We start from the raw sequence: 24736 nt of genomic DNA, 5'->3' as shown, positions 1-24736 counted from the left end.
GCATGGCCGTGGCGCACACCGTGCTGATCCGCTGCGACGCCTCGCCCGCCCTCGGCGGCGGGCACGCCATGCGCTGCCTCGCGCTGGCCGATGCATTCGCAGAGCACGGCGCGGCGTGCAGCTTCGCCACCAATCCGGAGGCGGCCGCGCTGGTGCCGGGGCTCGCGCGCCACCGCCACCACGTCATCGCCTGCGACGCGCCCGACGAGGCCGAAGCGCTGGCGAGGCTTCACCCCGGCGGCGTCGATCTGCTGGTGGTCGATCACTATCGCCGCGACGCGGCGTTCGAGCGCGCCTGCCGCCGCTTCGCCCGCGCGATCCTGGCGATCGACGATCTCGCCGACCGCCCGCACGATTGCGACTGGCTGGTCGATCCGACCCTGGGGCGCACCGAAGCCAGTTACCGGCCGCTGGTGCCGGCCACCGCGACCCTGCTGCTCGGACCCGATCATGCGCTGCTGCGCCCGGCCTTCGCCGCGGCGCGGGCGGCCTCGCTGGCGCGCCGCAACGACGCCACACCCGCCCGGCGCATCCTGCTGTCGTTCGGCGCCAGCGATCCCACTGGCACAGCGGCGCGCCTGCTGGATCCGCTGCTCGCCGCCCTGCCCGGCACAATGTTCGACGTCGTGGCGGGAGGGCACATTTCCGACGCCCTCGCCCGCGCCGCCGCCACCGCCCCGGAGCGCGTGCGGCTGATCGAGCGCATCGACGACATGGCATCGCTGATGGCGGAGGCCGATCTCGCGGTCGGCGCGGCCGGCGGCATGAGCTGGGAGCGCTGCGCTTTGGGCCTGCCGGCGGCGATGGTCATCACCGCCGACAACCAGCGCGCCATCGCGTCGGCCCTCGAGCAGGCCGGCGCCGTGCTGCTGCTGGGCGAGGCGGATGCGCTCGATCCGTCCACCGCGGCCGGGCGGATCGCCGCGCTCGCGGCGGATCCGGTGCGGCTCGGCGCGATGAGCGCGGCGGCCGCCGGCATTTGCGACGGCAGGGGCTGCGGGCGGGTGGTGGAGAGGGTGCTCGCGCTGATGCACATTCGCGAGGCCACCCGCAACCGCCCCTTCACCCTGGTGCCAGCGACCGCCCACGACGAAGAGGTGACCTTCGCGCTGCAGTCCGAGCCCGGCGCCCGCGCCGAGTCGCGCGATCCCCGGCCGCCGTCGCGCGATGGGCACGCCCGCTGGTTCGCCCAGACCCTGACCTCCGGCCGCCGACGGCTGTTCCTGATGCGCGCCGAGGGCGAGACGGTCGGCAGCCTTCGCCTCGATGAGCTCGACGGCGGCGCCTTGGAGATTTCGATCCTGATCGCCGAACGCCACCGCGGCCGCGGGTTTGGCCGGATGGCCCTGCGCCTCATCCGCGAGGCGCTTCCCGCCAGACGCCTCATCGCGGCGGTGAAGGCCACCAACATTGCCTCCCACCGCGCCTTTCTCTCTGCCGGTTTTGTCATGGCCGCAGCGTCCGGCGACGAGAACGGGTTTCACCGCTACGAGGCGCCGGCCGGACGCATCGACAATGCCACCAGCACGGAGGCGCAGCCATGACCCAGCCCTTCGCCATTTGCGGCCGCGCCATCGGCCCCGGCCACGCCCCCTATGTGATCGCCGAGATGTCCGGCAACCACAATGGCGACCTCGGCCGGGCGCTGGCGCTGATCGAGGCCGCCCACCGCGCCGGGGCGGATGCGGTGAAGCTGCAGACCTACACCGCTGACACGCTCACCATCGACCATGACGGCCCGGGTTTCCGGATCGAGGGCGGGCTGTGGGGCGGCTCCACGCTCTATGACCTCTACACCGAGGCCCACACGCCCTGGGATTGGCACCCGGCGCTGTTCGCGCGCGCCCGCGAGCTTGGCATCGCCTGCTTCTCGACGCCGTTCGACGAGACCGCCGTCGGCTTCCTCGAAAGCCTCGATGCGCCGGCCTACAAGATCGCCTCGTTCGAAGCGGTCGATCTGGCGCTGATCGCCTGCGTCGCCCGCACCGGCAAGCCGACCATTCTCTCCACCGGCATGGCCTCGCCGGCCGAGATCGCCGAGGCGGTGGAGACCTTCCGCGCCAATGGCGGCGGACCACTGGTGCTGCTCCACTGCATCAGCGCCTACCCTGCGCCGGCCGAGCAGGCCAATCTGCGCCGCATGCCGCGTCTCGGCGCCGACCATGGCTGCGCTTTCGGCCTCTCCGACCACACGCTGGGCGACGAGACGGCGATCGCCGCGGTGGCGCTGGGCGCCAGCGTGATCGAGAAGCACGTGACGCTGGCGCGCGCCGATGGCGGCCCCGACGCCGCCTTCTCGCTGGAGCCGCACGAGCTGGAGCGCCTGTGCAGGAGCGTGCGGACGGCCCATCTCGCGCTGGGCTCCGGCACGCCCGCGCGCGCCGAGGCCGAGGCCGCGAGCCTGGTGTTCCGCCGCTCGATCTATGTGGTGGCCGACATCGCCGCGGGCGAGCCGTTCACGCCGGCCAATGTGCGGGTGATCCGGCCCGGCTTCGGCCTTCCGCCGCGCGAGCTGCCCCGCGTGCTCGGTGCCCGCGCGGCGCGCGCGCTCGCCCGCGGCACGCCGCTCGCAGAAAACGATCTGGCGCCCGCCTGATCCAACCGGATCGGCGGACGCTCCTGAACCTCCCCCGCAAAGGCGGGAACCGGTTTTGCGAAGACTGCTCCCGATACAGGTGACCCCATGAAGATCTGTCTGGTTTCGACCTATCCGGAGCACAAGTCTAGAAACGTCGGCGACCGGCTGATCACCGTCACGACCGAGCGGCTGATCCGCGACGTCTGCGGCGTCGATGTCGGCTTCACGCGCGTCTTCTGCGGCTCCGGCTGGGACGACATCAAGGCCACCGTCCTCGCCGCCGATTTCGTGCTGTTCGCCTGCCTGTCGGCGCGCCGGCGGATGGAGGCGATCTATCCGTCCGGGCTCGAGATCATCCGCTCGGGCGTGCCGTTCGGCGCCATCGCGTCGGGCACCTCGGCCAACATGAACGCGACGACAATCTCCGCCGCCACCGAGTTCACCGACACCTCGCTCGCCTTCCTGCGCGAGTTCGACCGGAAGGCGCAGTTCTTCACCAGCCGCGGCGTGATCAGCCAATACCTGCTGCGCGATGCCGGCTGCGAGAACGTCCGGTTCGGCGGCGACGTCTGTTTCTACGATCCGCGCTTCGATGACCGCGTCTTCCGTCCGGTCGAGCGGGTCCGGCGGATCGCCGTGTCCGACCCGCACCATTCGATCCGCTACCGGAAATCGTTCGCGGCGCTCTGCCACGGCCTCCGGCAGCTGTTCCCCAAGGCGGAGATCGACCTCCTGATGCACTCCAGGAACTGGGTGATCGAGCAGCTCGCCGCCGACCTGTCGCTGCCGATCCGCAAGCTGTTCGTGTCGCCGGAGGGCGCGCTCGACCTCTATGACGACTACGACCTGCACGTCGGCTACCGCGTGCATGGCCACGTCTCGGCGCTCAAGCGCCGCAAGCCCTCCTATCTGCTGGAGCAGGACGGGCGCGGCGCCGACTACAGCCTGACCCTCAACCGCAACATCTCCGCCCCGCACTACATGAAGCTGAAGGACCGCAAGCCGCGCTACCGCTTCATGGCCAACTTCCTGCGCAACGAGCCGATCGAGGCCATCCAGAAGATGCTGCTGATCCTGGCCGCCGACCAGTCGAACGGCTTCGCCAAGTTCGCCAATCTGGAGGAGCAGCTCTTGGGCTTCAGCCGCGCCAACCAGCGCACCATTCGCGACTGGTGGCAGGCGCAGTCCGCTGCCGCAGGCAGCTGCGCGGCAGCGCGCGCGGAGAGCATGCCGCGATGAAGGCGCCCCGCACAGGCACGCGCAAGCTGCCGCCGGGCGGCTTTTCGGCCATCTTCCGCCGCGTTTGGGAGATTCTCGAACCCTGGCAGCGCCGGCGCGCGCTCGGCGTGTCGGTGCTCATCACCCTGACGGCGCTGGTCGAGACGCTGTCGGTCGTCTCGATCGTGCCGTTCATCTCGCTGGTCGCCAACCCGGCGGCGCTGACCAAGGGCGGGCTCTTGGGCACCGCCTATGCGATGTCCGGCGTGACGAGCGAGCGCAGCTTCCTGCTCCTGGTCGGCTTCGCGGTGCTGGCGGTCCTGGTGCTGGGCAACGCCTTCAGGACCTTCACCGCGTGGCGGATCGCGCTGTTCACCAATCTTGTCGGCCACGAGCTGTCTTTGCGGCTGGTCAGCGCCTATCTGTCCCAGCCCTACGCCTTCTTTCTCACCCGCCACTCGGCCGAGTTCGCGAAAAGCATTCTCGACGAGGTGTCCCAGGTCACCAACCGCATCATCCAGCCCGCCATGCTGGTGCTGTCGCGGCTGGTGGTGACGGTGTTCATCGGCGCCGTGCTGGTGATGGCGGACCCGCTGGTCGCGCTCCTGGTCGTCGTCGTGCTGGGCGGCGCGTATTCGCTCATCTTCCTCGCGCTGCGCGGCGTCATCGCCCGCAGCGGCCAGGTGCGCTACGAGGCCAACCAGCTCCGCTACCACGTGGTCTCGGAAGGCTTCGCCGGCATCAAGGAGATCAAGATGCTCGGCCTGGAGAGCGTCTACGCCGCGCGCTTCGCCGGCCCGTCCGAACGCTTCGCCCGCACCCAGGCCGGCAACCAGATCATTTCGCTGGCGCCGCGCCACAGCCTGGAGGCCATCGCCTTCGGCGGCGTGCTCGGCCTCGTGCTCTATCTGCTCGACACCCGCCAGTCGCTGGAGAATGCGCTGCCGGTGGTGGCGCTGTTCGCCTTCGCCGGCTACCGCATCCTGCCCGGCCTGCAGGAGATCTATGCCAGCCTGACCACCATCCGCTTCGCCGCGCCGACCATCGAGGCGCTGCACCGCGACCTGACGACGATGCGCCCGCCGGCCAAGCCGGTGGAGGCCGCCGCCCCGCTGCCGCTGACCCGGGCGATCCGCTTCGAGACGGTCACCTTCGCCTATCCCAATGCCGAGCGGCCGGCGCTGCGCGAGGTCGAGCTCGAGATCCCGCGCGGCGCGCGGGTGGGCGTGGTCGGCCCCACCGGATCGGGCAAGAGCACGCTGATCGACCTGCTGCTCGGCCTGATCGTGCCAAGCGAGGGCCGCATCCTCGCCGACGACTGCCCGCTCGACGGCGACGAGACGCTGCGCCGCTGGCGCGCCGGCATCGGCTACGTGCCCCAGCACATCTTCATCGCCGACGAGACGGTGGCCGCCAACATCGCCTTCGGCCGCCCGCATCAGGCGATCGACCGCGCGGCGGTGGAGCGCGCCGCCCGCGCCGCGCAACTGCACGACTTCATCGTCAACGAGCTGCCCGGCGGCTACGACGCCCGCGTCGGCGAGCGCGGCGTCAGGCTGTCCGGCGGCCAGCGCCAGCGCCTCGGCATCGCCCGCGCGCTCTATGGCGATCCGGCCATCCTCGTCCTCGACGAGGCGACGAGCGCACTCGACTCCGCCACCGAGGACGCGGTGATGGCGGCGATCGACGCGCTCGACCGCGACCGCACCATCATCATGATCGCCCACCGCCTGCGCACCGTGGAGCGCTGCGACATGCGGGTGGAGATCAAGAAGGGCGTGCTGTCGGTCAGCCAACAGCCCGTTGGCTGATGCGTTTCCGGGATCCCGAAGGGATCAACCGGGAACCGTATGAGGGCGGATTCACGCCTGCCCACGGGGGTCACACAATGATCCCGAGGAAGTCATATCGGACCTGACGCCGGAACCGGGACATCGGCCACCATGCGCTATTGCGACCTGCAACCCGCCATCGACGCCTTTCAGCGCGGGGAGAACGTGACGGCGACGTTGCGGCGCCTCCTCGACTCGCCCGTCAACACGCCGCAGATCATCGAGATCGCCTATGATCTTCAGGCCGGCAGCTATGTCGATGCCGTGCGCCAGGACGAGGCGGGGTGGCAGCGCAAGACCGCCGAGATCGCCGGCATCCTGCGCCCGCTGGTCGCGGGCGCCGCCTCCGCCATCGAGGTCGGCACCGGCGAGATGACGACGCTCGTCGGCGTCGCGAACGCCTGCTACGACGACGCCACCGCCTCCTATGCCTGCGACCTGAGCTGGAGCCGGCTCAGCGTCGGCGCGCGCTTCGCCCAGGAACGGCTGTCGCCCGCGAAGCGCCCGCGCCTCACGCCGTTCGTCGCCGATCTGTTCGGCCTGCCCCTGCGCGACAATGCGGTCGATGTCGTGTGGACCTACCATGCCCTGGAGCCGAACGGCGGGCGCGAGCGCGAGGCCGCGCGCGAGCTGCTTCGGGTGGCGCGCCGCCATGTCGTGCTGTTCGAGCCGTCCTTCGACAACAACACCGCCGAAGGGCGCGCGCGCATGGAGCGGCTGGGCTATGTCCGCGGGCTCGCCGACGCGGTGACCGCAGAGGGCGGCATCATCGAGGGCCGGCTGATGCTGGACTATGTGGCGAACCCGCTCAATCCCACCGAGGCTCTCATCGTCCGCGTGCCGGGCGACGCCGCCCAGGTCGACGAGCCCTGGCAGTGTCCCTCCGCCGGGCTGCCGATGACGCGGCTTTCGGACTGCTTCTTCAGCGACCGGTCGAAGCTCGCCTACCCGATCATCGGCGGCATCCCGATCCTGCGCGCGGACGCCGCGGTGATGACATCGGCGATGTCGTTTTGATGCGGCGTGTTTCCAGTCCGATGTCTTGCCGGATCGGATCGTCCCGGGTCGGCCGCTTGCGGATGATGCCGTTCGATCCATCAGTCCAGATCCGGCCGACCGGGCCGGAGAACCGTATCAACCCAGGACACCCGTCATGTGCGGCATTGCCGGTCTGATCGATCCCCGCCGCCGCGGCGATGAGCCGGCGCTGGCGCGCGCCGTCCAGGCGATGGCCGATGCAATCGCCCATCGCGGGCCGGATGGCGCGGGCGTGTGGGTCGATGCCGCGGCGGGGCTCGCTTTGTCCCATCGCCGCCTCGCCATCGTCGATCTGTCGCCGGCCGGCGCCCAGCCGATGGTCTCGGCCGATGGAAACTGGGCGATCAGCTACAATGGCGAGATCTACAATGCCGCCGAGCTGCGCCGGCACCCGGCGCTGGACGGCATCGCTTGGCGCGGCCATTCCGATACGGAGGCGATCGTCGAGAGCGTGGCGCGGCGCGGGCTCGCGGAAACGCTTCAAGACCTCAACGGCATGTATGCCATCGCGCTGTGGGACCGGCGCCAGCGCCGGCTGCATCTGGTGCGCGACCGGCTCGGCATCAAGCCACTGTTCTTCGAGGCATCGAACGGACGCCTCGCCTTCGGCTCGGAGCTGAAGGCGCTGCGGGCGATCGACGAAGGCCCGCGCCAGCTGAACCCCGGTGCGGTGGCGAGCTTCCTGCGCCTCGGCTACGTGCCGGCGCCGCACGCGATCTTCGTCGGCGTCGAGAAGGTGCTGCCGGGCGAGACCGTGACCTGTTCGGCCGACGGCACGCTCACCCGGTCGCGCTATTGGCGGCTTGAGGATGCTGTGGCGGCGGGCCGCGCCGATCCGCTCGATGTGCCCGATGGCGAGGCTGAGGACCGGCTCGCCGCCCTGCTCGCCGATGCCATCGGCCGCCAGATGATCGCCGATGTGCCGCTCGGCGCGTTCCTGTCGGGCGGCGTCGATTCCTCGACGGTGGCGGCGCTGATGGTTGGCGCCAACAAGGGCGCGGTGCGCACCTTCTCGATCGGCTTTCCCGAGTTCGGCTTCGACGAATCCGTGCACGCCGCCGCCGTCGCCCGCCATCTCGGCACTGAGCACACCGAGCTGGTCGTCACCGCCGCCGACGCGCTCGCCGTGGTGCCGCAACTCGCCGACATGTTCGACGAGCCGTTCGCCGATTCCTCGCAGATCCCGACCCATCTCGTCTCGAAGCTCACCCGCGCCCACGTCACGGTGGCGCTGTCGGGCGACGGCGGCGACGAATTGTTTGCCGGCTACAATCGCCATCTGGTGGCGGCGCGGGACTGGCCGCGCATCGCCCGCCTGCCGCTGCCGCTGCGCCGGATCGCGGCGTTCGGGCTCGGCGCGCTGCCACCGCAACTGGTGGATGGCGCGGCGCGCCTGCTGCCGCGCCGGCTGGTGCCGGCGCAGCCGGCCGACAAGATCGCGAAGCTCGCCGGCATCCTGGCGCTCGACCCCGACGCGCTCTACCGGCGGCTGGTGAGCCAAGGGCCCGATCCCGCGCTCCATCTCGCCGCGCCGGAATGCGTGGCGGGCCTGGGCACGCCGCCGGACGGGCTCGACCTGCTCGACCGCATGCGCTTTGCCGACACCGTGACCTATCTGCCCGACGACATCCTGCAGAAGGTCGACCGCGCCTCGATGGCGGTGGCGCTGGAGGCGCGCCCGCCGCTGCTCGACCACCGCATCGTCGAATTCGCCTGGCGGCTGCCGCCCCGTTTCCTGGTGCGCGGCGGCGAGACCAAATGGATCCTGCGCCGGGTGCTCGACCGCTACGTGCCGCGCGCGCTGATCGACCGGCCGAAGATGGGGTTCGGCGTGCCGCTGGCCGACTGGCTGCGCGGGCCCCTGCGTGACTGGGCGGCGGACCTGATCGAGAGCGACGCCGGCGTGCTCGACCCCGCGCCGGCCCGCGCGATGTGGCGCGAACATCTCTCCGGCAGGCGCAACCACGCCTATGCTCTCTGGACGCTGGCGATGTTCGAGGCGTGGCGGCGGCGGTGGATGTGATCCACCCGCCACCCCCGGCGGCTCACATCTCCAGCAGCGCCCGCAGATAGGACCGCACGCTCAGGCTGTCGCGCGTCGCCGCCACGCCGTCGGCGAGCCGGCGGCGCAGGTCCGCATCCTCGCACAGCCGCCGCATGGCCTGGGCCAGCGCCGCGGCGTCGCCCGGCGGCACCAGGAGCCCGTTCACCCCGTCCGTCACCTGCTCCGCCAGTCCGCTGACCCGGCTGGCAATGACCGGGCAGCCGACCGCCCAGGCCGCCGGCACCACGCCCGATTGGCTGGCCTCCAGATAGGGCAGCACCAGCACGTCGTGGCGGGCGAGCAGGCCGGCGATCTCGCCCGAGGCCACCCAGCGGTTCTCGACCTCGGCGCCGGCCGCGGCCAGCCGGTCCGCCAGCGGGCCGAGATCGCCGTCGCCCACCACCGCGAGCCGGAACGGCACGCCCCAGGCCCGCAGCATCTCCGCCGCCGCCGCCAGCACCGCCAGCCCCTTGTAGGCAAGCAGCCGGCCGAAGAACAGGAACTGGCAGGGCCCCGCGCCGCGCGCCGCGGCGGCCGGGCCGTCGGCAGCATAGTTCAGCAGCGGGTGGAACAGCGGCCGGATGCGCTCGCGCGGAATCGGCGTGGTGGCGGCCAGCCGCTCGGCGACGTGGCGGCTCCAGGTCACCACCAGATCGGCCTGCCGCGCCTCCCGCAGCAGCCAACGCGCGACCACCCCGGTGGGATCGCCCGGATGGCCCTCGGCGTCGTGCACCACCACCGTGAGTTTCGCGCCGGCATCGCGCACCGCCGAGGCCACCAGCGGCCCCCACACGTGGGACATGGCGACCACCACCCGCTCGATCCGGTTCTCCCGGATGTAGCGGGCGAGCCGGCGCCGCAGGCCCGGCAGCATCAGCGTGCGGCCCATGAGCGACAGCGGGCCGGAGAAAGTGTCGACGGCGAACAGCGGCAGCCCGGTGGCGGCGATCTCCTGGAACTGCTCGCAGCCGGTGGAGACCGAGAAGTGCACCTCCAACCCCGGCAGCTCGCGCGCCGCTGCGCCGATATCCAGCAGATGCTGGCTCATCGCGCCGCGCCGACCCCAAAACAGAAAGAGAACGCGCAAGACGTCAATCCTTATCCGGTTTCCGGTTGATCCCTTCGGGATACCGGAAACGGTCTCGCCGAAAATCCCCTGTTCGATAACGGGATTTTCGGCGATCGGAATACGGTTCTCCGGCCTGATCGGCCGGAAACCGTATCAATGGGGTCGAGCCGGCAACTTGCGGGGATCCGCTATCGCGGCATTTGGGCGTTGAGATAGACGTCCTGCAAGTCCGAATAGACGTCAAGCGCCTCGGTGCCCGGCTCGCGCGTGCCATTGCCCGACGCCTTCACCCCGCCGAACGGCATGTGCGGCTCCGAGCCGTGGGTGCCGCCATTGATCACCGCGACGCCGCTGCGCACCCGGCTGGCGAAGGCCAGCGCCCGGTCGATATCGCGTGTGTGGATCGCCGCGGTGAGGCCGTAGGGCGTGTTGTTGGCAAGCTCGACCGCCGCCTCGAAGCCGGCGGCGCGATAGAGGCAGGTGATCGGCCCGAACAGCTCGGTGCACGACATCTCGGCCTCCGGGGCGAGGCCCGAGATCACCGTCGGCTGCAGATAGAAGCCGTCGGCGAGCCCCGGCGCCGTGGCCCGTGCGCCGCCGCACAGGATTTCGGCACCCTCGGCGCGGGCGCGGTCGATGGCGGCCAGCATGTTGGCAAGCTGGCGGGCATTGATCACCGGGCCGAGGTCGCAATCGGGCGCGACGCCGAGCTTGAGGCCGCGCGCCGCCGCCACCAGTTTGGCGGCGAACGCCTCGAACACGCTGTCGAACACGATGATGCGGCTCGCCGCGGCGCAGCGCTGGCCGGCATTGGAGAAGGCCGCGAGCAGAGCCCAGCGCACCGCGTTGTCGAGGTCGGCATCGTCGCACACCACCAGCGGGTTCTTGCCGCCGAGTTCAAGCGACACCTTCTTGAGCTGCCGCCCGGCGACCTCGGCGATCATCCGCCCGACCCGCGTCGAGCCGGTGAAGCTCAGCACGTCGACGCCCGGATGCTCCACCAGCGCCTGGCCGGCCTCGGCGCCGAGCCCGTGCACGACATTGAGCACGCCCGCGGGCAGCCCTGCCTCCTCGCACAGCCGCGCCAGGAACCACGACGAGACCGGCGTGTCCTCGGCGGTCTTCAGCACCACGCCATTGCCGCAGATCAGCGCCGGGAACACCTTCCAGGCGAAATTGGGGGCCGGCGTGTTGGCGGCGATGATCAGCCCGGCCACCCCGCACGGACGGCGCACCGTCATCGCCCAGCGCAGCGCCATGCCGCTGGTGGTGGTGCGGCCGAACAGCCGCTGGCCTTCGCCCGCGAAGAAGCGCGCACACTGGATGGCGGCGCCGGCCTCGCCCAGCGCGTCCGGCAGGCGCTTGCCGGCCTCCAGCGCGACGATGCGGGCGAGGTCGTCCTTCCGCGCCTCGATCAGGTTGGCGATGCGGTGGAGCACCTCGCCGCGCTGCACGGCGGGCGTTGCCGCCCAGCCCGGCTGCGCCGCCCGCGCCGCCGCCACCGCAGCGTCGATCTCAGCCGTGCCCGAGCGCGGAATGGCGGCGAGCACCCGGGCATCGTGCGGGTTGACGACGTCGATCGCGGCCAGCCCGCCGCGCGGCGGCTCGATGCCGCCGATGCGGTTGGGCACGAAGTCGGGAATGAGGGTCATCGGGTCCATCCTGCGTCACACCAAATCCGGTTGATCAGCCGGACTGGGCACTACATCGCGGTGAAGCCGCCATCGACCACGAGGTTGGCGCCGGTCATGTAGCGGGCGGCATCCGACAGGAGAAAGATGATCGGGCCGACATAATCGTCGGGCTCTGCCATGCGGCCGAGCGGCACCTTGGGCAGATAGCGCTCCAGGAAGCGCGGATCCTGGCGGTTGAACACGCCGGCGAAGGTCAGCGTGTTGACCCGCACCTTCTGCGCCCCCCAATACACCGCGAGATAGCGCGTGAGATTGTAGAGCGCCGACTTCGACACCGAATAGGCCACCGGCTTGAAGAACACCTCGCCGTCGTCGCGCCGGTACTGGTAGAGCGCCTGATCCGGCGACACCACGCCATAGATCGAGCCGATATTGATGACCGAGCCGCGGCCGAGCGCCGCCATGCGGCCGCCGAACACCTGGCAGCACAGCACCACGCCCTTGACGTTGACGTCCATGATCCGGTCGAACGACGCTTCCGGATAGGTCTCGAACGGGCCGTTCTCGGTGGCCGGCGCGTTGGGCGGCGAGTCGATCGCCGCATTGTTGATCAGGCCGAACGGCGCCTCCCAGCGCTGCTCGATCGCGGCCAGCGCCGCCTCCAGCGCCTCCCGCGAGGTGACGTCGCTGGCGAGGCACAGGAGATTGTCCTGCAGCGCTGCCGGCACCGCGCCGCCGAGCGAGAGATCGGCCGGCACGCTCTGGTCGATCAGCGCCACGCGGGCGCCGCCGGCGAGCAGGGCCGTGGCGAACCGGCGACCGAGCTGCCCCAGCCCGCCGGTGACCACGATCACCCGGCCCTGGATGTCGAAGGGCGACGTCATCGCCTAACCGATCCCGACATCGGCCAGCGTCACGATCTCCTCGGCCGACACGCTGCGATTGAGCCGGTGGCCGACCAGCCGCTCGGCCTCGAACGGCCGCAGCGCCGCCGCGGTGATCTTGGCGCTTACCGGGATGCGGAAGGCGAGATCGTCGGCGGCGAGCACGGTGCCGGCCGGCAGCTCGCGCGCCGCCACCACGCGCTTGACCATCTTGTTGAGCGGCCCGGTCTCGGACGGATACGGGCACTTGTTGCCGTCGCCGAGCGCGATGCGGGCGCGATCGAGGTCGCGCACCACGCGCTTGAGGCCGGCGGGCTCCAGCGAGAACGCCTGATCGGTGCCCTTCCAGGCACGGTTGAGGGTGAAGTGCTTCTCGAACACCCGCGCCCCCAGCATGTAGCCGATCAGCGGCATGGCGATGCCGGAATCGTGCGACGAGAAGCCGATGATGATGTCCGGGAAGGCGCGCCGGAAGGTCTCGATCACCCGCAGGTTGAGCTCCTCGTGCGGCGGCGGATACCCCGAGGTGCATTGCATGATGCACAGGTTCGGATTGATCGGCATGATCGCGTCATAGGCGCGCTGGACGTCGTCCATCGTCGCGCCGCCGGTCGAGACGATGATCGGCTTGCCGAAGGCCGCGACCTTCTTCAGCAGCGGCGTGTTGGTCAGGTCGCCCGAGGCGATCTTGTAGCCCGGCATGTCGAGCTCGGCGAGGAAGTCGGCCGAGGCATCGTCGAACGCGGTCGAGAAGAACTGGATGCCGAGCTTGTCGCAATAGACCTTGAGCTCGCGATACTGCGCCGCATCGAACTCCAGGAACTCGCGATGGGTGCCGTAGGTCGGCCCGTAGGCGTTCTCACTGTCGTAATGAGAATCGTACATCTCGCGGGTGAACAGCGTGCGGTTGTCGCGCTTCTGGATCTTGACGGCGTCCGCACCCGCCTCGGCCGCAGCGTGGAAGATGGCCTTGCACCGCTCCAGATTGCCCTGGTGGTTGTGGCCCACCTCGGCAATGACGAAGGACGGGCTGTCGTCCGTCACCTTCTTGTCGCCAAAAACAAAAACCCGTTGCAACGGTTGTCCTCCCTGCCCCGGCCGATGCCGGTGCTGATAGAAGCCTAGTCCGGCTTGTTCAAGCCTCGAAGGGCGCACCCGCCAGAATCCCCCGGCAAATGGTCTCAAGCCCGGCATCGCCGCCCGGGCGCAGTTGGTCGAGCGTGCGCGCGGCCACGGTGAAGCGGCGCGGCCCATGCTCGGGCATGACGAAGGCGAGCGGGATCATGCGGCGGAAGAAGAAATGATGGGCATAGCGCAGCGCGCGCTCGCGCCGGGCCGGCTCGTCCACCCGGTCGAACGGCAGCCGGGCGAGGATCGCCCGGTAGTGCTCGGGTGACGTTACGTCCTCAGTGATGCCCTTGTTGCGCACCCACGCCTCGCCGGCCGCCACCACCGGAATGCCCATGGCGGTCAGCTCCACCCCCATCTTGGTGGCATAGATCAGCACCGCATTGGCGAGGTCGGCGAGCTGGTAGGACGACAGCGGGCTCTCCGGCGGCACGATCGCCACATTGGCCGGCAGCACCGGGAAGCGCTTGGCGATCTCGTCGGCGGCGCGCTGGCGCGAGGCCGGGCTGCCCGACACCTCGGCCGGATGGACGCGGATGACGAGCTGCAGGTCCGGCCGGCCGGCGAAGACTTCGATGGTGGCGGCGAGCCAGTCGATCTGGCTGGCGAAGGCGTTGGTGGGATAGTGGAGCTGGGCGTCCCAGAACACGTTGGTGAAGGCCACCACCAGCGGCTTGTCCGGCGCCAGGCCTAGCTCGGCGAGCCGCGCCCGCGTGGCATAGTCGGGATCCTTGTGGAAGCGGATCCAGTCCTCGCGGCCTTCGCGGCGGCTCAGCAGATAGTCGATGATCCCCGTCCGCTGCGCCTCGGTGAGTGGCGTGTCGGCCCAGCGCGCCACCGACTCGGTCATCAGCGTGTGGTGATAGGTGTCGTCGTGGCTGAAGATGAAGCAGTGCCGGCGATAGGCCGGGTTCCACGTCACCACCCGGATGCCTGCGGCGCGCGCTACCGCCGCCACCACCCCCTGCGGCGAATAGATGCCGTGATGGGCAACCACCACCTCGGGCTTCAGCCGCTCGAACAGGCGGCGATAGGCCCGGGCCGTCATCACCGCCGCGGCGAGGTAGCGGCGCGCCACCGCCAGCCCCTGCGGCTCATCCTCCAGCGTGCCGCGGGCGAAATAGCGCAGCGTGCCGGCATAGGCGTGCTCGCCCAGCGGCAGGCCGTCCCAGGTCCAGTTGCGCAGCGCGTCGAGGTCGAGGGCCCCGGCGATGCGCTCGGCCTCGACACGATCCTCCGGCGTGATGAAATCCCCCAGCCGCTCGGCCGCGAGTCCAAGCCTGTGCTGCGCCGCCGCCGCCGGGCCGTGGCAATAGCCGCACAGCAGGCGCGACGGCCCGCTGGCGGCGAACCGCGCCGGATCGGGCTGCAGATTGAGTTCGCACATCATGCAGGCCGGCAGCGCCCGGTCGCACAGCACGGTATGCACGCTGGCGCCGCGCAGCGTCAGCGCCACCGCCAAGAGCCGGTCGATCGCCGACAGGCCGAACTGCCCGCCATTGTTGGTGGCAATCACCACCTTTCGGCCATTGCGGGCCGCGTCGAGCGCCGCCTGCCACGCCGGCGCATCGGTGGCGAGGAGCGGGCGCAGATCCTGGTGCAGGCCGGTACGCGCCAGCACATTGAGGCGCACCAGCCGCGCCAGCAGCGCCTTGGGCGAGGACCGCAGCAGGGTGCGCAGGTCGAGGCTCATCGGGGCGCCTGCGCCCCGTCGAGGAAGCGGCCGATGCGCGCGGCCAGCCCCGCGGCATCGAGCCCGATCTCGCGCAGCACCTCGTCATTGCGGCCGCAGGGCGGCACGTCCTCCAGCCCGATCTGCAGGCAGCGCGGCATGCGCGCCACATTGGCGGCGGCCAGCGCCGCCAGCACATACTGCCCCTGGCCGCCCGCCCGGAAATGATTGTCGAGGGTGATCAGCGCCGGCACCTCGGCGGCGAGGCCGGCGATCCAGTCGGCATCCACCCGGTTGAGCCACGGCAGATGGACGACGCCGACCGAGCGGCCGGCGCCTGCCAAAAGCTCGGCCGCGGCCAGCGCCTGCGCCACCCCGACCAGCCCTGAGGTGACGATCGCCGCCTCAGCGCCGCTGCGCAGCGTCACGCCGGTGCCGAGCTTCGGCACATAGCCGGCCGGCAGCTTCGCCGCGGTGACGAAGGGGATGGAGGCGAGCCGCAGGAAGCTCGGTCCGTCATAGGCGAGGCACCAGTCGAGCAGCGGCCCCACCTCCTCCGGGCAGCACGGCTCGGCCATCACCAGATTGGGGATGCCGCCGACGGCCGAGATTTCGCGCACGCTCTGGTGCGAATGGCCGGGCCCGGCCGGCAGCACGCCCGACAGGCCGCCGACATAGACGATGCGGGTGCGCTCGGTGGCGTTGTTGAAGATCTGCTCGTTCGGCCGCGTCGACAGGAAGCACGAGAACGAGTGGACCACCGGCAGCGCGCCGGCCAGCGCCATGCCGCCGGCCCGGCTCACCATGTCCTGCTCGGCGATGCCGCATTCGACGAAGCGCTCGGGATACTTCTCCTTGAACGGCAGAAGGCCCATGTCGAGGCTGAGGTCGGCATCGAGCGCGATCAGTTCGGGATGGCGGCCGGCGGCGGCCAATAGCGCCTCGGTATAGGCGGGAAACAGCCGCACGCTCTCGGCCGGCATCGGCACCACCGCCGGCCGGTCGGTGCGGCGCACCGCGATGGCGCCGGCCCCGGCCGCGGCGGCGAGGCGCGACAGCCGCGCCTCGATCTCCTCGACCGCCCGCCGGTACTCGTCGGCCTTCGGCGCCCCGGAATGGTAGCGGAACATCTCGACGTCGGAATCGATCGAGGTGCCCTCCATGAAGGACACGCCCTTGCCCTTCACCGTGTCGGCGATGAACACCTTGGGCTTGTCGTCGATGGCGGACAGCTCGGCGAAGGTCTTTGCCAGCGCCTGCGGGTCGTGGCCGTCGGCGCGCACCACGTGCCAGCCGAAGGCGGCGAACTTGGCCACGAGATCGCCGAGGCTGGAGGTGCGCTCGACCGAGAAGTCCGACTGGAACTTGTTGTGGTCGACCACCACCGTCAGCCGGCCGGCGATCGCCTTGGGCACCGACAACAGCGATTCCCAGATCTGGCCTTCCTGCAGCTCGCCGTCGCCGGTCATCACGAAGATGCGGCGGCGCCGGCCGGCAAGCTGGTCGGCCATCAGCATGCCCTTGGCCTTGGAGATGCCCATGCCGAGCGAGCCGGTGTTGGTGGCGAGCCCGTCGATCGACACGTCCGGATGGCCGGGCAGGCCGTTGAGCCGCCGCAGCACATGCAGTTTGTCCTCAGGCAGGCGGCCGAGCCCGATCAGCACGGCGTAGAGCCCCGGCGCGTCGTGGCCCTTGGATGAGAAGAACAGGTCGTCGCCGGCCATCTCGGCGATGTAGAGCCGGCTGAGAATGTCGAGCGCGGAGAAGGAGGAGCCGATATGGCCGGAGCCCGCCCGCGCGATCATGTAGAGCGCATTCAGCCGCGCCATGTCGGCATAGAGCGCGACCACGTCCTCGCGGGCACCGTTGAGGCTGCGCACCCGGCCGAATTCCGGCTGGGGAATGTAATAGAGTTCCGAATCGACGACCGATCCGATCAGATCACCCACGGCAAGGCTCCTCGGGGCAGGGAATTTCAGACGTCGGCGGGAAGACGATCGGCCGGATAGGGATCGCGGTCGACATGCGGCAGGCTGGCTTCGCCGCGCTCGATCAAGAGCTCGGCATACCACAAGTCCTTCGGCCGATTTATGTCCAGGCCCTCGTCGCCCTCGGTGAAGAACGGCAGCATCACGGTGCCGGAGATGGTCGAGGCGTGGGCCACCCGCGTCCAGGCGATCTCCAGGCTGGCGTTCTGGACATAGACCGCCGGCAGCGCCGCCATCTGCTGGCTGTGCCAGGGCGCGTCCTCCGGCGACAGCGGCAGGAGCGGCAGCAGGCGGTCGCCGCGCACCACCCACATCTTGCCGGGGTGCTGCTCGACGCGCTCGACCGCGCGCAGCGAGTCGATGCCCTCGGCCGCCTGGAAGCGCTGCCACGCCCGCCGGATGGTCTCCGGCTTGCGGAAGGGCGAGGTCGGCCGCAGGATCGAGAAGGCGTCGTGGACGCGCCCGGCCTGCTCCAGCCGCGCGATGGTCAGCTTGACCCAGTCGATGTCCGGCGAGCGGTCGCCGGCGATCTCGGCCGGGCGCAGAAACGGCACCTCAGCGCCATAGTGGCGGGCGACATCGGCATAGATCTCGGAATCGGTCGAGACGATGACGTCATCGAAGATCCCCGAGGCCCGCGCGGCGCAGATGGTATAGGCCAAAACGGGATGGCCGTTCAGCAGGCGGATATTCTTGTGGGGCACCCGCTTGGAACCTGACCGGGCCGGCACAAGTGCAACAATCTTCACGATGCCCTCATAAGGTTTCCGGTCGATCCCCTCAGGATACCGGAAACGGTCTCGCCGAAAACGCGCCTGATTGGCGCGGCCCTTCTTCCCTCTCCCCTTGTGGGAGAGGGTGGCGAGACCGAGTGAAGCGAGGTCGAGCCGGGTGAGGGGTCGCTTCAAGCCAGCTTGATGTCACCCCTCACCCGCCTCGCGATCTGATGATCGCTCGGCACCCTCTCCCGCAAGGGGAGAGGGAAAGAGCGCGCCCCTTGGCCAGCGGTTGGCCCGAACCGATCCGCCGGAAACATCTTGACGCATCACATCGGCGGCAACGGCGCCGGCTTACGCGCCGGGGTCCGAGGCGTCAAGCTGACCCGTCAAGCTGACGCCGGGGCGGCAACGACGCGCCCCCGCCGCCGCGTTCACTCCATGAACAGGGCGTCCTCGCGCTCGGCATCCTCCCAGCCGAACAGCCGCTTGAGCTCGTGCGGCGGGCGCCGCCACGGCCAGCCGATCTGCGCGTCGCCCCAGGCCGTGCGCAGCTCGGCCCGGGCCGGGTGGCAGAATAGGAACGGCATCTCCGCCCGCATGCCCTCTTCCGACAGCGACGCCTGCAGCACGACGGCGGAGTCGGGAAACAGCCGGATGGCGGTCGAGGAGCGCCCCTTGTCCCAGCCGACGAACGGGCCATAGACCGACACCTTGGCGCCGCAGTGCGCGGCATAGGCGATCTGCGAGCCCATCGCATTGGTGGTGACGAACTCGAAGCTGGAGAACATCCGCTTCATCCGCAGCAGCGTGTTGGGCTGGCGATGGTCGGCGCCGACGATGACCGGGATGCCGAACGACTGGAAGGCGCAGCGCCACTCGCCGCGATAATAGTCGCGCTCGGTGAGGCAGACGACCACCTCGGAGAATTCGCCGCGGATGGCGGCGATCTCGGCGGCGTACCGGCTGGCGAGAGCGGGATCGTAGAACGTCTTGAGACCATGCGGCGGCATCACCAGCAGCGAGCCGGGCCGGCGCTCCACCTCCACCGCGGGAAGATAGGCGAACGGCACGCCGATCGCCTCGACCTTGCGATAGCCGGCGGCCTTCAGGCTTTCGGCCTGATCCGGCCGGCCGACCCACTGCCAGATCTCCTGCTTCTCCCAGCCGATCTGCCTGCGCCGGGCGACGCGGTCGACGCCGTCCATCTTGTGCTGGGCCACCAGCCCGGCGTGCCGGTTGCAGGAGGCCGGCAGCCAGCCGTGCATCCAGTAGCCGGGCACGGCGACAGCGGCGTCGGGGTCGAGCCCGACATGGATTTTGGCGATGGCGTCGGCGCCGTAATGGTGGGAGATCGACGTGGCATAAGGCCCAGTGTCGCTTTCGGCCCGGCGCAGGACGAACGGCACCGCGACATCGCGGACGAAGGCGGCGAGGCGCTCGCCATAGCTGCCGGGCGCGCGAACCAGGATGTCGGCCAGCACGGCGCGGCGGGCCTCGTCGTCGACGCCCGACTCGATCCGCGCCACCAGCCGGGCCGCGTCGTCGGCCAGCGCCTTGGCGTCGTCGCACCAGATCACCGCCGCGCTGCGCTTGAGCGGCTCGAAATGCGCCATCTCCGCCGCGAGCGCCGCGCCGCCCTGCGGCGCATCGCCAAAGGCGATGGCGAGCACCGGTCGGCCCCTCAGCAGCGCCTCGACCAGCAGCGTCGACAGCGGCGCGATGACCGCATCGGCGGCGGAGAGCAGCGCGGCCTCGGGCTCCCGCGCCACGATCACGTTGCGCCATGCCTGAGCAAGAACGCCAGCCGCCGGCCGGTCCGGGTGCGGCCGGTAGACCAGCGTGACATCCCACCCCTGCCCCGCGATCAGCTCGTCGAGCCGGCGCAGGGCCGCAAGCTCGTCGAACTGGCCGAGCGATCCGGCGACCAGGATCAGCCTGCGATCCTCCGGCACGCCAAGCTTGCGGCGAAGCTCGGCGCGCGCGGCCGGATCCGGCTGGATCGCGTCAAGATGCGGCGCGCCCAGCGCCACCGCGCGGGACGCATCGAGGCCCTGGATGCCGGCGGCGTGGCGCGCGCCCTGCGGCCCCCAGGCGCCGACGAAATCCGGCCGGTGGAACAGGACGCCGCGGCTGGAGAGATGGTCCCAGCCGCTCTGCAGCACGACCGTGCCGGTTCGCCGCTCGGCGCACAGCCACAGTACGTCGTTGCAGACGCCGAACGACAGCGCGGTCGGCACGATGACCAGCGCAGGCTCGATCTCGTCGATCAGCGCCGCGAGCGCGCGGTCCGGACCGAGCCGGGCGAGCGTGCGGGCCTTGAACGCCTCGAACGCACGGGCATCCAGCATGCGCCGGGGATCTTCGGGCGCAACCACGCGGACGGGCGCCCGCCGCAGCCGCTGCCAGAGCGCCTGCACCCGGGCCAGAATCCGCGCCAGAACCCGCCGCATCCGGGTATTGCCGACGAAACCCGCCGGCTGGCGGAACAGCGTACGGTCATCCTTCAGCGCCGCAGCCCCCCCGGGCCCCGCATAGCGCGCATCGGCCTGGAGGGCGAAGGACGGCGAGCGCTCGGCGTAGCGGTAGCACGCCGCCTTGAACAGCCGCCGCCACGCCTTGAGCCGGCCCGTGTCGATCTCGACGAAGCGCAGATCGGCCTCGGGATCGATCGCCCGGATCAGCGGCTCGAACTCGGCGCGCGATGCGGCCGGCAGCACATAGGTGATGGCGAATTCCGGTGCGAGCCCGCCGAAGGCGCGCGCCAGCATGAAGCGCCGCACCTCGTTGGGCGCCGGCAGCACCACCAGCAATCGCAGGCCGAACGCGCTGCACAGGGAAGCCATCGCCACGATCCCGCATTCAAGAAGCGGCCGGAAACCCCATCACCCCGGCCGGTTGTCCACGTCCTGGCCCGCCTCGGTCGTCGGGCGAAGGCCCAGGCCGCGCAGCACATTGGCGGCGATGTCGCGCGGCGAGCGCCGCCAGACATATTTGAACATCAGATCCTCGGCCGGCTGCACCACGACGGAATAGAGCCATCCCGCCACCAGGGCGAAGCCGATGGCGAGGCGCGGCGCCGCGCCTCCCCCGCCGGGCCTGCGGCCTGCCCCCTGTTCGGCAACGGCGCGCGCCGACACCTGCTCCACCGCCTCGGCCCAGCACTCGGCCGCAGGCCGGCCGCGGCCAAGCGGCCGGATGAAATAATCGATGAACCGGGCGTTGGCCGCGCGGCTGCGCTCAAGCATCTCGCGATCGCCCCCGGCCAACCGGCGCAGCACCGCGATGTTGGACGCGAGATCGGGGGTGCGGATCATGAAGTCGTGCTTCAGCAGCTCGCAATAATGCAGCGTGCCGAGATGCCCCTCGCCGAAGGTCGGATCCTCGAAGGCGATGATCGGCCGGTTGACGATCGCCGACTCGATCATCGCCGAGGTGTTGATGCCGACCACCGCCAGCGCGTGGTGGATCGACAGGAAGAAGTCCTGCCGCGCCCCGCCGGCGAACGGAATGGCGCCTGCGCGCGGATAGACCGCGACATTGCCGAACCGGCTGAGATCGATGGCGTTCCAGATCGCCGCATTCTGCGGATGCGGCCGCACCAGCACGCCGAGGCGGGCCAGCCGCTCGTCGCCGCTTGCGCGGATCGCCGCGAGCCAGGATTCGACGAAGCCCGCCTCGCCCCGGCCGCCGATCGCCACCGACGAGCAGGTGTAGAGAATGAAGGGCACGGCGGGATCGAGGCCGACCGCGGCGCAGAACGCGGCGCGCTCCCCCGCCGGCTGGGGCTCGAACCAGGCATCGAAGCCCGGCGCGCCGGTCAGCACCGTGCGCTCGGCCGCGAGGCCGTGCAACTCGGCCGCCTCGCGCCGGTGCGACTCGTTCCACACCAGCCCATAGTCGGGCAGCGGCCGCAGCATGCCCTTGTTGGTGAGATTGTCCCAGCTGTACATGCTGTAGAGCGTGGGAATGCCGCACGCCCGCGCCGCCAGGATGAACGCCGCCTGCTCCGAGCCGAACGGCGTCAGCGGCGAGACGATCATCACGTCCGGCTGCGCGCTCTTGAGGAACTCGACCAGATGGCGCGGCGCCGGCAGGCTGTCGAGCACGCCCATCAGCGCGTCATGGGCGGCCTGATAGCCGCGTTTTTCGGCATCCCGCCGCGCCAGCCGCAGGAACACATTGGCGCCGGGCGCCAGCGTGACCATGGTCAGCGCGCGCTGCCGCAGGAAGCGGGAATTCCTGTACATGTCGAGGTCGTAGCGCAGCGCGTCCAGCGCGGTGGCGACGATGGACGCCGCGCCCGAGCGGGCGTTCCTCGCCGAGGGCGCATGACCGATCTCGAGCGCGGGCAGCATCTCGCGCGCCTGGGCGATGAGCTCCTCGCCCACCCGCCCGCGCGGCGGCTCGCTGAACACCAGCCGAACCTGATGGCCGCGCGCGATCAGCCGGCCCAGTCCCGGTGTGACGTTCTTCAGGAACAGGGGATGGCGCAGAACGACCAAATACTTCACGTGTCACCCGAAAGCTGGAAGGCGCCGGCCCGGGCCGGCCGGCAGGACGGCCGCTCGCCCGGATCGCGCAGGGCCGCAGTGCGCCAACACCTTGCGCCGGAAAACCGAGAGACTTGGACGGGTGGGGATCGGCGCGGGCAATGGTACAGCTGGGTGGACTCGAACCACCGACCTCCTGATCCACAGTCAGGCGCTCTAACCAACTGAGCTACAGCTGCACGCGGCCGTCGAGGGGCGTTCTGTAAGCCGGGGGCAGCCGGAATTCAAGCATGCCGGTGCCTCTCCCGGCAAAATCCCGATCCGGTGTGCGATCTCACCGCGGCGCGGCGGCCCGTCGCAGCCGGTCGTTGATCGCCTCGCCCAGCCCCTCCTCGGGGATCGGCGCCACCGCGATCGACGCCACGCCGGTGGCGTCGAGTTCGCGCAGATGCGCATAGAGATTGGCCGCCGCCTCGACCGGATCGCCCGCCGCCGACAGATCCCGCCTTGCCACGGCGCCGGCCGCGCCCGCAATCTCGGCCGGGCCGAAGGCGAGCAGCGCCTCGCCGGGGCGCACCTCGCGGGCCAGCAGCCGCAGCCGCGCCCGCGGCGCATAGTGCGAGGCGAGCTGCCCCGGCGCCAGCGGCCCGTCGCCGTCCATCGCCTCGGCCGGCCGCAGGTCCGGCGGCGCCACCCGCTCGTCCAGGGTCCGCTCGATCTCGCGGCGCGGGATGCCGCCCGGCCGCAGCAGCCGCACCGGCCCGCCGAGGCAGGCGACGATGGTCGATTCGATGCCGAGCGGCGTCGAGCCGCCATCGAGCACCAGATCGACCGCCCCGCCGAGATCCTCGATCACATGGTCCGCCGTGGTCGGCGACACGTGGCCCGAGCGGTTGGCCGAGGGCGCCACCACCGGCCCGCCGAACGCCGTCAGCAGGTCGCGCGCCGTCTCGTGCGCCGGCACCCGCAGGCCGATGGTCGTGAGGCCGGCGCGCGCCAGCTCGCACACCCGACAGTTGCGGGAGGCCGGCACGACGAGCGTCAGCGGCCCGGGCCAGAACGCCTCGGCCAGCACGCGGGCGCGGCGGCCGAGCAGCCCCTGCGCGGCCGCCGCCTCGGCGCTGTCGACATGGGCGATCAGCGGGTTGAAGCGCGGCCGGCCCTTGGCCGCATAGAGCCGGGCCACCGCCCGCTCATTGGTGGCATCGGCGCCGAGCCCGTAGACCGTCTCGGTGGGAAAGGCGACGAGCCCGCCGGCGCGCAGCACGGCGACGGCCTCGGCAATCGCCTCGGGCGTGGCGGACAGGCAGCGGGCCGGCGTCGTGGACGGATCGGTCACGGTGAACGGATTCCAAAGGGCTTCGCGGGCCGAACGTCGCGTTGACGCACGCACGCCTGCGCCCGATAAAAGACAACCGCAGGAGTTGGGGACCTGGGGCGTTCGTTGGGAACTTGGGGCATTCTCCGCAAAAGTGGATACCGGTTTTGCGAAAGAGAATGCGACAGACGAGAAACCAAGAGCGTCCGCGTGATCCAGGCGGATCGGCGCAGGCTCTAACGCCACCGCGAGCGCCACGCAAGAACCTCCCCGCGTGACCCGCTCGTGCAGAAAATGGGGGACCGCCGGGGGCAGGAGCCTGCCATGAACTGCCCAAAATGACCTGCTCAAGGTGACCTGCCCAAGATGACCTGCTCGAATTCCGCTGTCCGAGATTCGCTGCCACCCGTGAGCTGCCACACATGAGCTACCACGCGCCGGTCGCCGACATCGCCTTCACCCTTCGTCACGTCGCCGGTCTCGACCGTCTGGCCGAGGAGGGCGCCTTCCCCGATCTGACGCCCGATCTGGTGGGCCAGATCCTGGAGGAGGCCGGCAAGTTCGCCGGCGAGCGGATCGCGCCGCTGAACCAGATCGGCGACCGCTGCGGCGCCCAACTCGTGGATGGCGCGGTTCGCATGCCCCCCGGCTGGCGCGAAGTCTACCGCGCCTGGTGCGACGCCGGCTGGAACGCCGTGTCGGCACCGGTCGACTGCGGCGGCCAGGGCCTGCCCCACCTCGTCAACGCCGCCTGCATCGAGATGTGGAACGCCGCCTCGATGGCCTTCGGCCTGGGGCCGCTGCTCACCATGTCCGCCGTCGAGGCGATTGCCGCCCATGGCAGCGACCAGTTGAAGCGGATCTATCTCGGCAAGCTCGTCTCCGGCGAATGGATGGGGACGATGAACATCACCGAGGCGCAGGCGGGCTCCGACCTCGGCGCGCTGCGCACCCGCGCCGAGCGCCAGCCCGACGGCAGCTACCGGCTGCACGGCACCAAGGTGTTCATCACCTATGGCGAGCACGACCTCACCGACAACATCATCCACCTCGTGCTGGCCCGCCTGCCGGACGCGCCCGAGGGCACGCGCGGGCTGTCGCTGTTCCTGGTGCCCAAGGTGCTG

The 24736-nt window shown here is 70.6% G+C and carries 17 protein-coding genes and 1 tRNA gene (1 of these 18 running past the window's edge); 7 read left to right on the top strand and 11 right to left on the bottom strand.

Going from position 1 to position 24736, the window contains the following annotated elements:
• Positions 1 to 2: 2 nt before the first annotated feature.
• From pseG to asnB, 6 genes are all read left to right on the top strand, one after another.
• Complete coding sequence (gene pseG / locus BLTE_RS00300) at positions 3 to 1544, top strand: UDP-2,4-diacetamido-2,4,6-trideoxy-beta-L-altropyranose hydrolase (RefSeq protein WP_126396521.1); 1542 nt, start codon at positions 3 to 5, stop codon at positions 1542 to 1544.
• Positions 1541 to 2596: a pseudaminic acid synthase gene (gene pseI / locus BLTE_RS00295; RefSeq protein ID WP_126396519.1), complete on the top strand. Its 1056-nt coding sequence runs from the start codon at positions 1541 to 1543 to the stop codon at positions 2594 to 2596. Before pseG ends, pseI begins: the two co-directional genes overlap by 4 nt.
• An 87-nt stretch (positions 2597 to 2683) precedes the next feature.
• Positions 2684 to 3817, top strand: coding sequence for a polysaccharide pyruvyl transferase family protein (locus BLTE_RS00290; protein ID WP_126396517.1), 1134 nt, complete (start codon positions 2684 to 2686; stop codon positions 3815 to 3817).
• Positions 3814 to 5607: an ABC transporter ATP-binding protein gene (locus BLTE_RS00285; RefSeq protein WP_126396515.1), complete on the top strand. Its 1794-nt coding sequence runs from the start codon at positions 3814 to 3816 to the stop codon at positions 5605 to 5607. Before BLTE_RS00290 ends, BLTE_RS00285 begins: the two co-directional genes overlap by 4 nt.
• Before the next feature lie 132 nt (positions 5608 to 5739).
• The gene (locus BLTE_RS00280) at positions 5740 to 6645 is read left to right on the top strand and encodes a class I SAM-dependent methyltransferase (RefSeq protein ID WP_126396513.1); all 906 of its coding nucleotides are present in this window, start codon (positions 5740 to 5742) and stop codon (positions 6643 to 6645) included.
• A 136-nt stretch (positions 6646 to 6781) separates the two neighbouring features.
• Entirely contained in the window at positions 6782 to 8689 is a 1908-nt protein-coding gene (gene asnB / locus BLTE_RS00275) for an asparagine synthase (glutamine-hydrolyzing) (protein WP_126396511.1), read from the top strand.
• 22 nt (positions 8690 to 8711) lie between these two features.
• Here the strand turns inward: asnB and BLTE_RS00270 are convergent, their stop codons facing one another.
• The 11 genes from BLTE_RS00270 to BLTE_RS00220 form a co-directional block, all read right to left on the bottom strand.
• Positions 8712 to 9758 (bottom strand): glycosyltransferase family 4 protein, encoded by a 1047-nt coding sequence (locus BLTE_RS00270; protein ID WP_126396509.1) that lies wholly within the window; start codon positions 9756 to 9758, stop codon positions 8712 to 8714.
• Between the two features lie 209 nt (positions 9759 to 9967).
• The gene (locus tag BLTE_RS00265; protein WP_126396507.1) at positions 9968 to 11431 is read right to left on the bottom strand and encodes an aldehyde dehydrogenase family protein; all 1464 of its coding nucleotides are present in this window, start codon (positions 11429 to 11431) and stop codon (positions 9968 to 9970) included.
• A 50-nt stretch (positions 11432 to 11481) separates the two neighbouring features.
• Positions 11482 to 12297: an SDR family oxidoreductase gene (locus BLTE_RS00260; RefSeq protein ID WP_126396505.1), complete on the bottom strand. Its 816-nt coding sequence runs from the start codon at positions 12295 to 12297 to the stop codon at positions 11482 to 11484.
• A 3-nt stretch (positions 12298 to 12300) separates the two neighbouring features.
• Complete coding sequence (locus tag BLTE_RS00255; protein WP_244600056.1) at positions 12301 to 13341, bottom strand: N-acetylneuraminate synthase family protein; 1041 nt, start codon at positions 13339 to 13341, stop codon at positions 12301 to 12303.
• Between the two features lie 91 nt (positions 13342 to 13432).
• Positions 13433 to 15118 (bottom strand): capsular polysaccharide export protein, LipB/KpsS family, encoded by a 1686-nt coding sequence (locus BLTE_RS00250; RefSeq protein WP_244600055.1) that lies wholly within the window; start codon positions 15116 to 15118, stop codon positions 13433 to 13435.
• Positions 15115 to 17046 carry a transketolase family protein gene (locus tag BLTE_RS00245; RefSeq protein WP_126396501.1) on the bottom strand — a complete coding sequence of 644 codons (1932 nt, stop codon included), beginning with the start codon at positions 17044 to 17046 and terminating at the stop codon, positions 15115 to 15117. Before BLTE_RS00245 ends, BLTE_RS00250 begins: the two co-directional genes overlap by 4 nt.
• Positions 17047 to 17072: 26 nt before the next feature.
• On the bottom strand, positions 17073 to 17834 hold the full coding sequence (locus BLTE_RS00240; protein WP_244600054.1) for an acylneuraminate cytidylyltransferase family protein: 762 nt from the start codon (positions 17832 to 17834) through the stop codon (positions 17073 to 17075).
• A 401-nt stretch (positions 17835 to 18235) separates the two neighbouring features.
• The gene (locus BLTE_RS00235) at positions 18236 to 20653 is read right to left on the bottom strand and encodes a glycosyltransferase family protein (protein ID WP_126396499.1); all 2418 of its coding nucleotides are present in this window, start codon (positions 20651 to 20653) and stop codon (positions 18236 to 18238) included.
• Positions 20654 to 20686: 33 nt separating this feature from the next.
• Complete coding sequence (locus tag BLTE_RS00230) at positions 20687 to 22315, bottom strand: hypothetical protein (protein ID WP_126396497.1); 1629 nt, start codon at positions 22313 to 22315, stop codon at positions 20687 to 20689.
• 141 nt (positions 22316 to 22456) lie between these two features.
• Positions 22457 to 22533, bottom strand: a tRNA-His gene (locus tag BLTE_RS00225).
• Positions 22534 to 22628: 95 nt separating this feature from the next.
• A complete protein-coding gene (locus BLTE_RS00220) occupies positions 22629 to 23633 on the bottom strand; it encodes an L-threonylcarbamoyladenylate synthase (RefSeq protein WP_126396495.1) in 1005 nt (334 codons plus the stop codon).
• Positions 23634 to 24034: 401 nt separating this feature from the next.
• Between BLTE_RS00220 and BLTE_RS00215 the strand changes: the two genes are divergently transcribed.
• Positions 24035 to 24736, top strand: partial view of an acyl-CoA dehydrogenase family protein gene (locus tag BLTE_RS00215; RefSeq protein WP_126396493.1) — the 5' end (the start) only. The gene runs 1089 nt beyond the window's last position; 702 of the gene's 1791 nt are visible here — the first part of the coding sequence; its start codon is at positions 24035 to 24037; its stop codon lies off the right edge, out of view.

It is taken from the genome of Blastochloris tepida, from assembly GCF_003966715.1.
In the GTDB taxonomy this organism is placed as follows: domain Bacteria; phylum Pseudomonadota; class Alphaproteobacteria; order Rhizobiales; family Xanthobacteraceae; genus Blastochloris; species Blastochloris tepida.
This window is presented reverse-complemented; position numbering and strand designations above follow the sequence as displayed.